Origin of the sequence: Aquibacillus albus (genome assembly GCF_016908325.1) — a bacterium.
GTDB classification, from domain to species: Bacteria; Bacillota; Bacilli; order Bacillales; family Amphibacillaceae; genus Aquibacillus_A; species Aquibacillus_A albus.
The window spans coordinates 19,579-34,770 of the sequence record NZ_JAFBDR010000009.1 but is presented as its reverse complement, the minus strand read 5'-3'; the positions used below and the strand labels follow the sequence as shown (position 1 = coordinate 34,770).

The following is a 15,192-nucleotide window of genomic DNA, read 5'->3' as shown; positions in this document are numbered from 1 at the left end:
AAATTTCAAACAGTAAAAACCATTATTTTTGAATAGATTGTTCATACAGTTTGTTCTGTACAAACTTTAATGGTGATTTACTATGATTTCCTCTGATTTTCTTTTTTTTTCTGCATAATTACTTATTTTCATTCCAATAAGTTTTGTTGTAACCTTATTGTAGCAACGGTTTTGAGGGAGGATTTTATGTCTGAAAAGCCTTTAGAAAATATTCATAACCAGATTATTACGGAATTTGCGAAAACTGTTGAAATGTTCGATTTATCCCCTGGAGAAGCGAGACTATTTTCTATCTTGTACTTAGAAGGGTCTCCAATGACTTTGGACGAGATGAGTGAGGCATTAGGAAAAAGTAAAACTTCGATTAGTACTGGAATCAGAAGTTTGTTAGACTTTAACTTGGTTACACGTGTTTGGAGAAAAGGTGTGCGTAAGGATTTATATATGGCTGAAGAAAATCTGTATAAAAAATTTATGAGTACCTTTATTCAAAAGTGGGTAGAATCCACAAAACAACATAAGCATACATTAGAGGAAATTGAGAGTAGGTTAGAGGAAAATATTAAAAATGGACAAGTCGAGGGCAGTATCGAAGAAGTTAAGGTCCGCCTAAAAGAAATGTTGGTATTTCACGAATTAATAGAAGAATCTTTCAGGGAAATGAAGTGTCCCAAAACCTTGTCCAATCCTACAAAAACATAATCATTTTTCTATTTTGTAATGAGCATCAAGTAATGCTTTAGTTAAGGAAGGGAAATACCCTTCCTTTTTAAGCGCTTGCAACGTTTCTATTGGGGGTAATTTATCATTTAACATCCCGACATACTCAAGTAATAAATCTGTGTAATCTAAAAGCCCTTCTTCTTTTTGGCTGACAAATTTGCTATATAGTGTTTCTAATAAACGTAGTGTTTCCTCGTATTCCTTTTGACTCATTTGTTTTTTTATAATTAGTCTTGTGAAGGGATATTTTTCCAACTCGCATATATCCATTAATAATTCTACGTGAAATAACAAATTCTTCAATTCTCCACTAGAGCCCATCCGAAAGCCCCTCCTGCAACATATCATTTTTAATGGAAAAACTTTCTATGATTTTTCTGCAAAACCTATTGATTTTTATTTCAAAACATACTATATTCATTGAGGGATAAGTATCGCAAAACCCTTCACTAACATAAACTTTTATAGCTCGTTTTGCAAAGGGGGAATTGATGATGAATTGTTGGAAAACCATTAATGTAAACAGAGAATTCGGTATCAATCGCATCTATGTTGTATCTTTCTTAATAGGTTTGCTATCGTTTATTTTTCTATATCTACCATTTTCTATCATTCATCAATCCCATGAATTAAAAGATCATGGAGTTTTCCCTTTATTACTAGGATTGGTCTTATTGCCTTTGGTTCATAACCTTATGCATATTCTACCATTAATCTTAATAAATAGACGAATGAAAATAAAATGGCACATAAAATATAAAATTTTTCTTATTATTTCATCATTGCCTAAGTCTAAAATGTCTAAACAAACAACTCTTTTTTCATTATTAGCACCGACTTTATTTCTTACAGTACCTGGACTAATAACTAGTTACCTTTTCACAGATTACTATGCGTATTTTTTAATCTTTACTGCATTTAATATTGGATTATCTTTTACTGATTTCCTTTGTGCTAGTAAGCTAATAAAAGCACCAAAAAAATGTATTGTAGAAAATTTCAATGACGGATTTGATATTTTAGTACGTTAAGTTTAATAGGCTGACCTTGACAATACCTGTCCACAACATCTACGCAATAATAAGGATATTTTGCCGGTATCATCATATTATTGTGTAAAGGATAAGTTATTCTTAAGGTCAGCCTATTTATTTTTATTTAACATAAAACTGTTCAAAGTACAATTTTTTTGGTAAAGTTATGAATAGATACAAGGAGGTCATTTTCCTATGGCAATCGTCTTCGTTTTATTCGCGTTGTTCATATTATTTTTATTTAATTCACTAACTTACAGACTTTGTGTTGCGGCTGAAATGTCCAAGGAACGGCAACCAAACGTCTATCGCACGATTAATATTTTAATAACCATATTATTAATTTCTTCCTATATAGAAGTGCAATACACGTAACATGCACTCAATTGAATAACTATGTATGGAATATACAGGATTATTAAACAAATAAGGAATGTCCATGGAAAGGAATTTGTCCCTCACTCTCAAAAAACGAGTGGGGACAATTTTTTATGAGATATTCCTTATTTGTTTTTACTTATTTTTTTTAACTTACACCCATGCTGCACCAACAATAATCAACAGGATAAACAATACGACGATTAACGCAAATCCTCCTGTATAAGCTGCACCCATAAGAGCACCTCCTTAATGCGGTTTACTTTATCATATGTGCATCTGTCTCTGTTTGGATGGGCATTTGACTCAAAATAAGGAAAAAATAAGGAATTTGGTCGAAAACTATTTTTTTAAGACAAAAATGTGTTATATTATTTCAAGAGCTTGTACTCTAAATAAACAAAAAATTTTAATTACCAAAACAGACAAATCAGATTAGGAGTGTTAAATATAATGAAAAAACTAGCTTTAGCAGCTTCATTTGCAGCAGGCTTAATAACCATTTCCGCTTGCGCTAATAATGATGAACCAGAAACAGTTGTAGAAACAAACGCAGGAAACATTACAAAAGAAGAGTTTTATGAGGAGCTTAAAAACGCTAATGGTAGCGCTGTCCTTCAAGAGATGGTCATGAAAAAAGTACTAGAAGAAACATATGAAGTTGATGAAAATCAAGTAGATGAACAACTTGATCAATTGAAGGAACAATATGGTGAACAATTTGAAATGGTGCTTCAGCAGAGTGGTTACGAAGATGAGGATGCTTTTCGTGATGCTATTCGTATGAGCTTACTACAGGAACAGGCATTAACGGAAGACATTGAAGTAACAGATGAAGAGTTAGAAAAAAGATATGATCGTATGAATACAGAGATACAAGCAAGCCATATTCTTGTACAGGATGAAGAAACTGCTAATGAGGTTAAACAACAACTTGATGAAGGCGAAGATTTTGCTAGTTTGGCTGAAGAGTACTCCCAAGATCCCGGTTCAGCACAAAATGGTGGTCAACTTAATTATTTCCGTGCTGGTGATATGGTTGCTGAATTTGAAGATGCAGCATATAGTTTAGAGGTTGGTGAAATTAGTGAACCAGTTCAATCAACACACGGTTGGCATATTATAAATGTGACAGATAAACGTGAAACAGAAGAGGAAATTGAACCATTTGAGGAAATAAAAGACGATCTACGAAGACAAATTGCTAATAGCAAAATATCTAATGAAGACGCGCAGGCAAAAATGCAACAGTTAATAGAAGATGCTGAAATCGATGTTAAGATTGAAGGATTAGAAGACATTTTTGAACAACAAGCAGCGGCTATGGCTCAATAAATGACAGGGAGCTTGCATCTATAGACTTAATTAATTGAGGTCTGATTATTAGTGACTTTCACTGATAATCAGACCTTTTATTAATGGAAGAACACCTTTTCATTCCGAGATAAGTTCTTTGTTATCTTTCCGTTTACTACGCTCCTGTTCCATCCGATCCATATAGATTTGACCTTGGGTTTCAATATATTGCTTTTCCAACTTTTTTTCAGCCATTAAAGCTCGAAAGGACATATATCCACTAAAAAAAATAAAAAAGATAAACATAAATACCCACCATGGAACTCCTAATATCACTTAGTTTCTCCTCCTTGTCCAATCATTTACCAAATTATATGCTTAAGGTTGCTAACTTATGAGTTCAACCGTAGAAAATCTTGGTTACCGACAAAGATGTGGGTAACCGTTGTCTGTTGACACTCTTTGTTACATAAAGGAACGAATGTCCGTTCCATTCCACTCCTCTTCCTGAAAGATTATTCGTTTTTTACACACACAAACTTGTACAAGACTGACATCCTATTAACTTATGATCATTTCTAATATTATTGTTGTTCAACAACCCATAAATTAAGTTACAATAAAAATAACCTATTTTTGCTTTGAGCTGTTTAACATATTATATGATCTACGCACTAAATAGCATTTGGAGTGATAAAAAATGACCGAGTCAGATTCATACTTTTATAATTTTATCCCAATAGAATACAATGTTTCTGAAATGGAACGAGAACAAATTCTCACAAAGTTTCCCCCGCCAACACTACCTGACAAGGGTGAATATTTTAATTTGCAAAATGAAGTCGCCGGGAACAATGTGCGGATTAGAGTTCTTCTTAACGATTTTAATGTACAGATGACGAAGACAAATAAACAATTTCTAAAAATTAGATTTAGTAATAATGCTGGAACCATCAATGCAAAAATGTGGGATAATCAGGGTGCTGTTGAAAAGCACCAACCGTTATTGGATAAATTTTCTATTTTTGATATAGATGGAATCGTTGATGAGTTCCGAGGACATAAATCGTTAACGATTAATCAACTAAATCCCTGTCAAGAGGACATTAACCCATTCTCATTATTGGCATATACCCAACAAAATATAGAAGATTTAACAATTGAGTTATTTTCTTACCTGAATGAGCTAGAATCACCTTTTAAGGATATAGCGTTAGCTGCTATGAATCGTTTTTGGGATCAATTTCGGATTAGACCTGCTGCAAAAGGATTTCATCATAATTATTTGGGAGGGTTGTTAAAGCATACGGTTGGATTAATGCGATTTGCAAGATACATCCTTAAGCAAGAAGAAAATCATTATAAGGCAACAATGAAACTAATCAGTGTAGTCGAGAAAGCGTACAAAAATGAGTTATGGTCTCAACTGCAGTCAAGCAGTACTCCGCAGCAATTAGTTTGGAAAGATACGATTGATCACCTTTATAAAATGCTACAAGGGATGATGGAGCATAGAGAAGCACAGCCAAACTATGATTTAATGATGACTAGTATTCTATTTCACGACATCGGAAAATTATTGGAATATGATCATGCCGGTAAGACATTTGATGAATTTAAATTTTTATTCCCTACAGCAGATCATTCTAATACGGAAAATAGAAAGCAAGCTGGCATCACAATGGATGAGTTAGGCGTTATGGTAGGACATATCCCTTATGGGGTTCTAACTCTTTCAAAGATTATTGAAACAGAAAATATTCGTGTCTCTTTAGAAGATATTCACCAAATGACACATTGCATTCTCTGCCACCACGGTCTTCCTGAGTGGGGGGCATGTATTAGAAGCCCTCAGTCAATTGAAGGTTACATTATTCACTTTGTTGACTTTTTAGATAGTAGATATGAAAATACGGAAGAAATTAAATAAAGGAAAACCGGGCACAGTTCGCCCGGTCCTTTTATCCTTAATGACAATTAACTTCATCATGGATTTTATTACTTCTAGTCATGTCGAGGTACATATTGAAAGATTTCTCCTGATTCTACTACTTGAATAAAACGCATCAACCAGCTGTAATAATCACGAGCATACTTTAATCTTTCTATATCTAAATGAATCTTATCTATTAATTGTTGGTCGTCTGTTTTTTCCTTAATCGCCATTAATTCTTGAATGGCTTCTTCCGCCTCATCAATATTGGTCTCTGTGTGATGTCTCCACCGATTTCCAAATAATGAAGTAAATGATTTATACCAATCCACTTCCGATTTATATAAATCTTTTCGAACACCTTTTTTGAAGGCTGGCTCTACCATCTTCATTTCAGATAACGCTCGAACTCCAGTAGACATACTTGTTTTGCTCATTTCTAATGCATCTCTCATATCATCCAACGTCATTGGTCCATCATTAAAATAAAGTGCCCCATATAATCGCCCTACAGAAGGTGTTATACCATATAAATTCATGTTTTTAGCAATAACTTGCACAAAATTATCTATGATTTCTTCATACTCTACCCATTCTGTTTTCACATTTTTGTCTGGCATGAAAGAACCTCCAACTAACCTCTATTTCTATCCTATTTTCTCCAATCCTAAAAATCATAGTACATATTTTATCATTATTATGACAATAATGCTATTTCACCTATAGGCGCTGGAGGTGGACGGAGTTTTTTTCCTGAGAAAATTCCTTCAATGAATCCTGATAAGTAAAAAAGATTACTTGCTGCCGATGTGATAATTCATACAAAATATCCATCATTGTTTGTTCACGTTGTCTATCAAAATGAACAAATGCATCATCGATAACAAACGGGAGGTTATTATCCTTCCCAGACACTTCACTAAGTGCTATCCTTAGTGCAACATACAACTGGTCTCTAGTTCCTTGCGATAATTCCTGAACATCATATCGTAGACCAGAGTAATGCTCTACTTGAAGGGTATGATCATCCATGGGTACATAAACATCTACATAAGCTCCATTTGTTAAACGATGAAAATATTCAGTTGCTTGTTGCATGACTGCTGGTAAATAATTATTTTGATAGACGGCTTTTGTTTCCATTAGTTTTTCCTTGGCTACTTGGTAAATCGCCCATTGCTTTGCATGTTGTTTTAACTGGTCTATTTCAAGGTGGAAACGATGCTTCAACACAGAATAATCCTCTGAACCTTCCAGCTGTCTAATCATAGATTTTACGTCAGACAATACCTGTCTCTTATCCTCTAGTTTTTTCTCTAGCTCGTCCTGTTTTTCTTTTAAGTCTTCATAGGATTGTTCAAGTTCCCATTTGTTCTTCAAATCTTCCTTTACTATTGAAGTGATATCACGCGTTTCAAAAATTGACTTTAAACGCTCCTGTAAATCTTCCATTTCTTTATTGATTGTTTCCATTTCCTCTTTAAGCTTTCCTTGTTTGATAAAATCCTCTTCATTTGTTACCTCTGTGATCTTCCATAAATAATGAACTTCCTCTTCATATGGGATCTTTTTTTGCTCCAGATGACGAATTTGTTCCTCCGTTTGGTGAACCCATTCTTGATATTGTAAGAGCTTACTCCGTGCTTTTTTATCTGCATCGATTTTGTCTTGTACATCATGAATAGCAGGCAAAATATCAGAATCATCTGACAGCCAGCTATGATTTTTCATGAACAAATGGACCTTTTGCTCAAAGTCATCCATTTCCTTCTTCTTCCGATGAAAAACTTCTTTATGATGATTCAGCTGCTGATTTTTTTCTATACAGGACTTAAGATGGTGATATAATTTTTGCCAATAGCTTACATTTATTCCCTTTAAAAAAGGATATGTTTGTCTTTCTTCATAGACAAGGTCCTCTAACCGTTTCTGTTTTGACACTAGTAACCTTGTTCGCTCATCTAATTTCAACTGTTCCACCTGTAATTGACGAAGCTGATTTTCTATCATCTCTAACTGGTTAAATAGTTGCTGCTGCTCCTGCAGCTGTTGTTCTAATGCGGATAATTCTATTGTATGATCCTGGGTCTTTGTTTCCGGTGGTCTGCTTTCCTGAAAAAATCCTTCCATTTCTTTTAACGAATAATGTACCCATACTGTTTGAATGATTCCTGCCAGAAGAAATATAGCGCTAAGCCCATAGATAGTTAGATTATCCAAAACGGTCGCTAGAATAGCAAAAAGAATACACCCAATCAGACTAATCACACCAATTGTAGTAGAAGTTTTCTTACGTTTCTCGGCAATGTTCTTCCACTTCCGCCTTTGATAAACCTGAAGATCTTCCAATGCATCCATTCGATCAAGGTTTTGTTTTTTCTTGATTTTGTCTTTTAAATCACGGAGAGCATCCGTATCTAGTAATTGATTCTCAATTTTTATCTTTTCATCCTCAAATTGATTGATTTGTTCTTGAAGTGCAATTTCTTCTTTTTCCATTTTGTCTTTCTCTATCGTTAACTGTTCTCTTTCTTGCTTTAAAGAAGACCAATGCTCCTCTATATGAAAAGGAAAAGATATATCTTGTAAATCGTCTATTCGTAAGCCGATTTTTAATTCCTCTAGATGATTGGTTAAGACTCTCTCCAGCTTGTCCTTCTCTTGTCTACTATACTCTCGATCATTCATGAATTGATTGTACGTATGATATCCACCTAACAATTCTTCGATATGTTGAATGGTTTCATTATCTAGTAGTTTTTTTTGTATGGCTTTAATTTCTTCTGTATATTTATTTCGATTATCCCTTAAAACTGATAACTCACTGTTTAAAGGTAGCAATTGATCTTTCATCGAATAATAGCGTTCTAAGCCGTTTTCAGGAAACCGGATACCATCGGGTAGTTGTTTTGATTGTTCATTTAATTCTGCATATGTTTGTAGCATTGAATAGGCTTGGATGCGTTTTGATAAATCATCTTTTTCATTAGCAATCTGTTCACATTCACGCTGGATAAAACCAAACTCATCCGATAATTCTTTTAAATTTTGTTTCTTTTCGTTATACGTTTTTTCCTCTCTTTCTATTTCGATTAGTTCTTTATGTTTTTTGTCAATTTCATTTAAAAGCTTATTAATCGTAGGCCGTTTCCCTTGTGGCTTAAATAAACTATCCAACTCATTATCCAGCTTTTTTTCAATCGTATGTATTTTATCTGTTCCTGACAAGCCGATGCCCAATAATACATTTCCTAGTTCTTCCCCACTTATTTTATGTAACCTGCTTAGCTGAATGGAGTCAAAGGAGAAAATGGAGGTAAATGTCTTTTCATCTATTCCTTTTAACTTAGCTTTTAACCAATCTTCTTGATAGGTATCTCCGTTTGAAAGGTAACATGTGGCTTCTCCGTTCCGACGGTCATGGATTCGTTCAATCGTAAATTCCCCATCTTCTTCTGTGAAAACAGTGAGTCTACCTCCCATCTTTCCACCTGTTTTTGGAAAATAAAATTCCCTCTTCTTTGGAGGCAATCCAAATAACATAAATAAAAAAAACTGTCGTAAGGTTGTTTTTCCTGATTCATTTTCCCCACTAATGATTACGAGTGAACGATTGGAAAAATCCAACTGATCATCCTGCCACTTTCCAAACCCAAAAATAGTTGCTTGAATTATTTTCATTTCTTCCTCATTCCTTCATTAAATGATGCATTAATAATTCTTCAGCTTCACTTAAAATTTCCTTTTTTTCTTCATCTGTGAATGAATGCAAATATTTTCTAGCTTGTCGGTGATGCAACAAAGGTTGTACATATGCATCCGTTTCTTCAGAAGATTCAAATGCTCTTAACAATTCACCAATAAAGTGGTTCGCTTTCATCAATTCATCTTTATCCCAAATTACCTGATGGTCGACATGGAAAGATTGAATATATACCCAATCCATTTCTTTTTCATATCGTTCATTGATGACATCGATCATTTCTTGTACAAATCCAGCCTGATACCAAGCCTCTATCTCATTTGAACAATTCGTCATATTTATTCGTAAAATACATTTACCAATATCTTCCTTTACCGATTTAATTGCTTGATCCACTAATGACTCTAAATCCAAAGGCTGTTGACACTGAATTGCATCAACATGTAATTCTTCAAACCTAATATGCTGCAATGGAACAAAGGAGTACGAGCAATGCTGTCCGTCCATCTCCACATAATAGCAGCCTTTTTCACCTGTTTCTTTTTTGGACCTACCTTGTATATTACCTGGATAAACGATTGGTGGATTTTCCCCAACTATTTGTCTCTTGTGTATATGCCCCAAAGCCCAGTAATCAAAATTCTTGGTGTTAAGGTCACTAATTTGAAACGGTGCGTAAACATCATGATCGGTGTTACTACGTAAGCTTCCATGTAACATTCCAATGTGAAAGGGTGTATCCCCTTCTTTATGAAATTCATGGGCTTTATTATGATGAACAGATCGATTCTCATAACTAAAGCCATAAATTGTAGCAGTCGGTTTTTGATGCTTGTTATAAATAAAATGACTTACCTGTTCTGATTCAAATACATGAACATTAGTTGGATAATCCATATAGAACATGCGGCCATTTAAATAATCGTGATTACCGTAGGAAACAAATACGTCTATGTCATGCTTGTATAATTGTTGGAAAGCATCCATTAAACGGCTTTGTGCCTTCATACTCTGTTGTTCACTGTCAAACAAATCTCCAACGATAAGAATGAAGTCTACTTGTTTTTTAATGGCAACATGCACCAATCGATCTAACGCCTTGAACGTGCTTTCTCTAACATCTTTGAATAGTTCTGGTGATAGGTTGCTTAATCCTTTGAACGGGCTATCTATATGTAAATCAGCACAATGAATAAAAGAAACGTTATCGTTCATTCGCAGCTTCCTTTCCATTATTTTCTTTTCCTTATCATTTTAGCAAAAAGAAAAGACGAATGCACGTTCGAACCAAAAGCGCAAGCGCCCTGTTAGCGACGTATGGACTGGACTGAACCGCAGGAGATAAAGGAAACATGCCCCTTCATAGGGGTATGCCGACGTTGGGCGCAAAGCCCGGTTTTAGTCGGCCTTCCTTAAGTTGGAACCGATGTTGACTTATCGTACGGAGGTGAGGGAAGTCTCACTAGTCGCTGGGCACTGGAGCTGGACGTCGCTAACCTCACCAATTATCCACAAGCCAGCCATTTTATACTTCCCTAACGCACAAAAAAAACCTTGCTATCCCATTAATAGTCAAGGTTTTTTCAAAATATTTATTGTTGTTCTGGTGTTCCGTAAAGCTCTTCTAATGGCTTTGTAATAATTTTACTTACATCATTAATCAACATATTTAAACGTTGCTCTTGTTCCATTAGCTTCGAAATCTCTTCATGCTGCTGAACTAGTTCAACGACACTCTTTGCCTTTTCTACTTCTTCATCTGAAATCTCTTGTCCTTGCATTTGTTTTTGTTGCAATTCGATTTGCACATTTCGGAAATCCTCAAACATCTTTTTTGCAGAATCATCAGACATAACCTTATCGTATGCGCTTTTTAGCTCTTGAAATTCATCACTATTTCGAATTGCCTTCTCCAAATCATAGGCACTATCATGAATATTCGCCACTAAATTGCCTCCTTTACTTTTATGTCAGGATACATTATATCCACTCACTCACTATAACAAACGTAAAAAGTGATGTATAGTGATAGGGATGGTGTACAAAGTTAAAAAAGTTGAAATTAACGAAGGAATACAACAATCAGACCTTGAACAAGTCCAATAACTCCCCCTAGCAATGCACCTAAATACGTAATTAACTTAAACTCTTTTCTTGAAATATTTAAAACTAATTCTTCGACACGGGAAATAGGGAAGCCCCTTACTTCCTTCTCTACTATTTCTTCGAGGTTGAACTTTTCCAACAACAATTGCGTTCGATTCGCAAATGTATCAAGAATTTTTGTAATGATAATAGGTAGAATTTGATCATAAATCTTAGATTCGAACGGCTTTATCCAATCTTTCACTGTTTTATCAAGCCATTGATCAACTGGTAAACTTGAGGAAAGACCTTTTCCAACTACTTCCTCCAACTCTATTTCTTTCATTTTACTTTTGACTTCACCAATTGTTCGATTTGCCCACTTGTTCCATTCATCCTTTAACGCTTGCTTTAGCATATCAAGTGCTTCTTCAGATTGACTATATTCCACGATCAAAGGCTGTACTTTCTCTGTTAATCCTTCATTCCCTAAAAAAGAAGAAATCATGTTGCCAATAAAACCTTTTCCACCTAAATATGTTTCAATCAACCGACCAATTTTTATCCCTGCTGATTCACTTCCGACAAACTGAGTTAATCTCTCTTGTAAATAGATAGCAAATTGATCCAAATAATCATCCACTTTTTTGCTATTTGTTTCTCCAATTAACTCGTTTACGGTTTGATCCTGTTTAGAAAGAAGGTAGTTGCTTACCTGCTTTTTGGACCAAAGATATATAGACTTGCGAATATCCTCTTCCGTTATGTAAACACCTACGTTCTCAAGCATTTGTTTTGTGCTCCATCGTTGATCAAGTACACGCTTCATTTCTGCTTGAGACCAAGTAATAACTTGCTTCTGGAATTCAGATTGCTTCAGCTTTTTCTGCAGCCCTTCTGCGGTCAACAAATGTTCCACGACAGTTCTGCCTAGCTGTTTTGCAAGCTCTTCTCTCCGTTTAGGAATCAGCCCAGGTGTAAATGGTAATTTCCAACTTCCTAAAAATTTTGCTTGATAGGGACGGAATAACATTTTAATTGCAAGTGAATTGGTAACCCCACCTATTACAGCGCCAATGATAACCATCATGAAAAGGATTAAAACTACTGTCACAATTTATCGACCTCTTTCCTTACATTTAGTATAGCCTAATTAGGATGATGACATCAAAAATGCATACATCCATTTGAAAGGCAATCTGCTATTTATTTGGTCATTAGTTGAAAGTTTTTCTCATACTTATAATTAATAAGACAAATTATAGCGAGGAGGGGCAACAATTACGATTAAAACATTTACGCTAAAATTTTATCCAGGTAAACAAAGTAGAATGATTGTCCCACAAAAATTTTACAAAGATTTTCAATCCATTCAAACAATAAAATACGGTCCATATGAATCATCTGTTGAATGCTTTGCACATCATAAAGACAGACAAACCTTATACATTTCATCAAAGCTCAAATCCGAAATTAACCTTGCAAATAATAAAAAAATATCATTAAACGTAGAAGCATACAGCTGTACTATTTCCCTAGTACTCGGTGTTCTTATCGCCGGCTTTCATTCGAATGATTTATTACTTGGGGCAAGAACTGAGTTGTTTAGAAAAATGAGTAACGTTGGGAAAGAGTTAGGATATGAAACCATATTTTTTGGACATCAACATATATTGAGTAAGCAAAATAAGATTTATGCTTATTATTTACATGAAAATGAATGGAAACAAGGAACATTTGATTTTCCTACTGTTGTTTATAACCGAATTCCTAACCGAAAAACGGAACACCACCCTAATGTAATCCGTGCAAAAAAATTAATCGAAACAAATGGAACACTTTTTAATCGAGGCTTTTTTAATAAATGGGAAATATACGAATGGTTAATGAGGAGTAATGAATCTTCTTACCTTTTACCAGAAAGTATTTTACATCCTTCTAAACAAAAAATCATACAATTGCTAGAAACAGACTCCCTTTATATAAAACCGGTTCATGGTAGTCGGGGCGAAGGTATCATTAAATGTAGAAAGCTTGAGACGAGCGAAATACAATGCCAGTACTATCGTCAAAATGTACCACAAATGAATCGATATACCGATCCAAATGCTTTTTTCAACCAACACTTTCCGAATGGTTTGAAGGGATATGTTGTACAAAAAGAAATTCCCCTACTACGAAAGGGAGCGAGTGCGATTGATTTTCGTGTCCATGTGAACAAAAATCACCGTAATAGCTGGGAAGTGACATTGATCTGCGCTAAGTTTGCTGGAAAAGGTAGTCTTACCACCCATGTACAACGTGGAGGATCGCTTCATCTTGTTGAAGATTTATTTTCGAAAGACAAGGCTAAACGAATGAAAGATAAGCTTTCGAAGACTGCCTTAAAAGTTAGTAACACATTGGAAAACTATTTAAGGCAACCAGTTGGCGAAATTGGATTTGATTTTGGAATCGATGAGGAGGGTAAGGTTTGGATGTTTGAAGCAAATTCAAAACCAGGATTTAGTGTATATGATCATCCAAAACTAAATGAAAAGGCAGCTACGGTTTTTTCTTATCCTTATAAATTCGCTTTTTATTTACACAATTTACAAATGAATCAAACAGATTAACGCATGCCTCCTCCATTTCGTGAAAAACTATTCCTGAAAGGAGGAAAGCCAATGAGTAAGAAGGAAAAGCGAAAAGATGAGCGTTATGAAGGCCGAGAAAAATATGAGCTTGATGTTGACCGATATATTAATGAAGGTTTAGCAGGAGGTACCGTTGCCTCCATGGACGACCGAACACAAATTGAAGAGGCAAGAGATTTACCAAAAGAAAACGAGGAATTTCCTTACAAGAGAGATTAACGAATAGACGCTACCCAAATCATGATGGTTGGGTAGCGTGTTTTCTTTCTTTACATATGAAATTTTGCTAAATCCCTGCTGTCTAAAAGGGTTGTGCAACGAGGTTTTTTGAAAAATTAACGTATAGTTGGAACATGTTATAATAAAGGAAAAGATGAAGAAAGAGGCAAATGGTATGATTGAGAAATTAAAAGAAATCTTTCCAAGCATGGTAGAGGCAAATCCTGAGGAAATGATGGATACAGAGTTTTATGAGTGGTATAAAACAACGGAAAACAAAATAGTCGGAATACACAAAGAGGAAATGACAAAAAAAGAGGAATTATTATTAGAAACCTTTTTAACACCCTATTACGTCAATCATCCTCCTGTCACAAAAAGAGAAGAAGATTGGATTGATGTACTCTTCCATCAAGGTAATCCGAAAAAATTATTATCGAATAAAGACGACATAAAATTTCGTTTCGTGTATTTTTCCCTATCAGATGATAATGTTGATCAAGATGCATTTCGAGAAGCAATACACGGTCTCTTTCCCTATCAGGTACCTATTATATGGGAAAACAACCATGAGGGTATGATTATCGAAGAAGATTTTCGAAATGAAGAGGATATGATTTCCTATAGCGAAATCATCGATGTTCTTATGAGTGATTTTTATATGAAAGTTCGTTTATTCGTCGGCCCTTACTCAAACGAAATTAAACACTCTCAAGCATTCTATGGATGGATTAAACAATGCTTTTATGATGTTTATCCCTATAATAAACAGGTAGTAATCAATTATGTATCAGCAGTACCATATTTATTTCTGAAACCGTTAAGCAGTCAGAGCACTAGCTTTATCATTGATTCTATTTTACGTGATACAGTAAATGAAGAAGATTTGCTTCAAACGATACGTATTTTTTTAGAATGTAACTCCAATGCCACATTTGCAGCTAAAAAACTTTATATGCACAGAAATAGCTTACAATATCGTGTTGACAAATTTATTGAAAAAACCGGTATTGATGTGAAGCAGTTTGAAGGAGCCCTATCTGTTTATCTAACACTGCTGTTGAAGCAAAACAGTGAGAAAAAATAGGGCTATTTCATTATAGTTGGGGGAGTCTTCCCTATTTTGGGGATAGACTCTTTCTGAATTTTAGACAAGCAATATGTAAGCGTGCACAAAGAGAGCAG

16 protein-coding genes are annotated in these 15,192 nt (G+C 34.8%); 8 read left to right on the top strand and 8 right to left on the bottom strand.

Going from position 1 to position 15,192, the window contains the following annotated elements; all coding sequences use genetic code 11:
- Window positions 1-186 precede the first annotated feature (186 nt).
- Complete coding sequence (locus JOC48_RS09475; protein ID WP_204499073.1) at window positions 187-702, top strand: GbsR/MarR family transcriptional regulator; 516 nt, start codon at window positions 187-189, stop codon at window positions 700-702.
- Here JOC48_RS09475 and JOC48_RS09470 read toward each other — a convergent pair whose 3' ends face one another.
- Window positions 703-1,044, bottom strand: a complete 342-nt coding sequence (locus JOC48_RS09470; RefSeq protein ID WP_204499072.1) for a DUF1878 family protein — start codon at window positions 1,042-1,044, stop codon at window positions 703-705.
- 173 nt (window positions 1,045-1,217) lie between these two features.
- On the opposite strand from JOC48_RS09470, the gene JOC48_RS09465 reads away from it, so the two are divergent.
- The gene (locus JOC48_RS09465; RefSeq protein WP_204499071.1) at window positions 1,218-1,754 is read left to right on the top strand and encodes a DUF3267 domain-containing protein; all 537 of its coding nucleotides are present in this window, start codon (window positions 1,218-1,220) and stop codon (window positions 1,752-1,754) included.
- 198 nt (window positions 1,755-1,952) lie between these two features.
- On the top strand, window positions 1,953-2,132 hold the full coding sequence (locus tag JOC48_RS09460) for a hypothetical protein (RefSeq protein WP_204499069.1): 180 nt from the start codon (window positions 1,953-1,955) through the stop codon (window positions 2,130-2,132).
- Window positions 2,133-2,288: 156 nt separating this feature from the next.
- Here JOC48_RS09460 and JOC48_RS09455 read toward each other — a convergent pair whose 3' ends face one another.
- Window positions 2,289-2,372, bottom strand: coding sequence for a YjcZ family sporulation protein (locus JOC48_RS09455; RefSeq protein ID WP_204499309.1), 84 nt, complete (start codon window positions 2,370-2,372; stop codon window positions 2,289-2,291).
- A gap of 216 nt (window positions 2,373-2,588) precedes the next feature.
- Here JOC48_RS09455 and JOC48_RS09450 point away from each other — a divergent pair, with 216 nt between their 5' ends.
- Window positions 2,589-3,470, top strand: a complete 882-nt coding sequence (locus JOC48_RS09450) for a peptidylprolyl isomerase (protein ID WP_204499068.1) — start codon at window positions 2,589-2,591, stop codon at window positions 3,468-3,470.
- A gap of 99 nt (window positions 3,471-3,569) precedes the next feature.
- Here the strand turns inward: JOC48_RS09450 and JOC48_RS09445 are convergent, their stop codons facing one another.
- On the bottom strand, window positions 3,570-3,767 hold the full coding sequence (locus tag JOC48_RS09445; RefSeq protein ID WP_204499067.1) for a sporulation YhaL family protein: 198 nt from the start codon (window positions 3,765-3,767) through the stop codon (window positions 3,570-3,572).
- A gap of 364 nt (window positions 3,768-4,131) precedes the next feature.
- Here JOC48_RS09445 and JOC48_RS09440 point away from each other — a divergent pair, with 364 nt between their 5' ends.
- Window positions 4,132-5,361, top strand: a complete 1,230-nt coding sequence (locus JOC48_RS09440; RefSeq protein ID WP_204499066.1) for a hydrolase — start codon at window positions 4,132-4,134, stop codon at window positions 5,359-5,361.
- Window positions 5,362-5,435: 74 nt separating this feature from the next.
- Here the strand turns inward: JOC48_RS09440 and JOC48_RS09435 are convergent, their stop codons facing one another.
- From JOC48_RS09435 to JOC48_RS09415, 5 genes are all read right to left on the bottom strand, one after another.
- Entirely contained in the window at window positions 5,436-5,984 is a 549-nt protein-coding gene (locus JOC48_RS09435; RefSeq protein ID WP_204499065.1) for a GbsR/MarR family transcriptional regulator, read from the bottom strand.
- A gap of 100 nt (window positions 5,985-6,084) precedes the next feature.
- Window positions 6,085-9,045 carry an ATP-binding protein gene (locus JOC48_RS09430; protein ID WP_204499064.1) on the bottom strand — a complete coding sequence of 987 codons (2,961 nt, stop codon included), beginning with the start codon at window positions 9,043-9,045 and terminating at the stop codon, window positions 6,085-6,087.
- A 7-nt stretch (window positions 9,046-9,052) separates the two neighbouring features.
- A complete protein-coding gene (locus JOC48_RS09425; protein WP_204499062.1) occupies window positions 9,053-10,282 on the bottom strand; it encodes a metallophosphoesterase family protein in 1,230 nt (409 codons plus the stop codon).
- 377 nt (window positions 10,283-10,659) lie between these two features.
- Complete coding sequence (locus tag JOC48_RS09420) at window positions 10,660-11,013, bottom strand: YlbF family regulator (protein ID WP_204499060.1); 354 nt, start codon at window positions 11,011-11,013, stop codon at window positions 10,660-10,662.
- 116 nt (window positions 11,014-11,129) lie between these two features.
- On the bottom strand, window positions 11,130-12,266 hold the full coding sequence (locus JOC48_RS09415; protein ID WP_204499058.1) for a DUF445 family protein: 1,137 nt from the start codon (window positions 12,264-12,266) through the stop codon (window positions 11,130-11,132).
- 217 nt (window positions 12,267-12,483) lie between these two features.
- Between JOC48_RS09415 and JOC48_RS09410 the strand changes: the two genes are divergently transcribed.
- The 3 genes from JOC48_RS09410 (at window position 12,484) to JOC48_RS09400 (ending at window position 15,094) form a co-directional block, all read left to right on the top strand.
- A complete protein-coding gene (locus JOC48_RS09410; RefSeq protein WP_204499056.1) occupies window positions 12,484-13,767 on the top strand; it encodes a YheC/YheD family endospore coat-associated protein in 1,284 nt (427 codons plus the stop codon).
- A 51-nt stretch (window positions 13,768-13,818) separates the two neighbouring features.
- Window positions 13,819-14,007 (top strand): hypothetical protein, encoded by a 189-nt coding sequence (locus tag JOC48_RS09405; RefSeq protein WP_204499054.1) that lies wholly within the window; start codon window positions 13,819-13,821, stop codon window positions 14,005-14,007.
- Window positions 14,008-14,182: 175 nt separating this feature from the next.
- Window positions 14,183-15,094, top strand: a complete 912-nt coding sequence (locus tag JOC48_RS09400; protein WP_204499052.1) for a PucR family transcriptional regulator — start codon at window positions 14,183-14,185, stop codon at window positions 15,092-15,094.
- Window positions 15,095-15,192 lie beyond the last annotated feature (98 nt).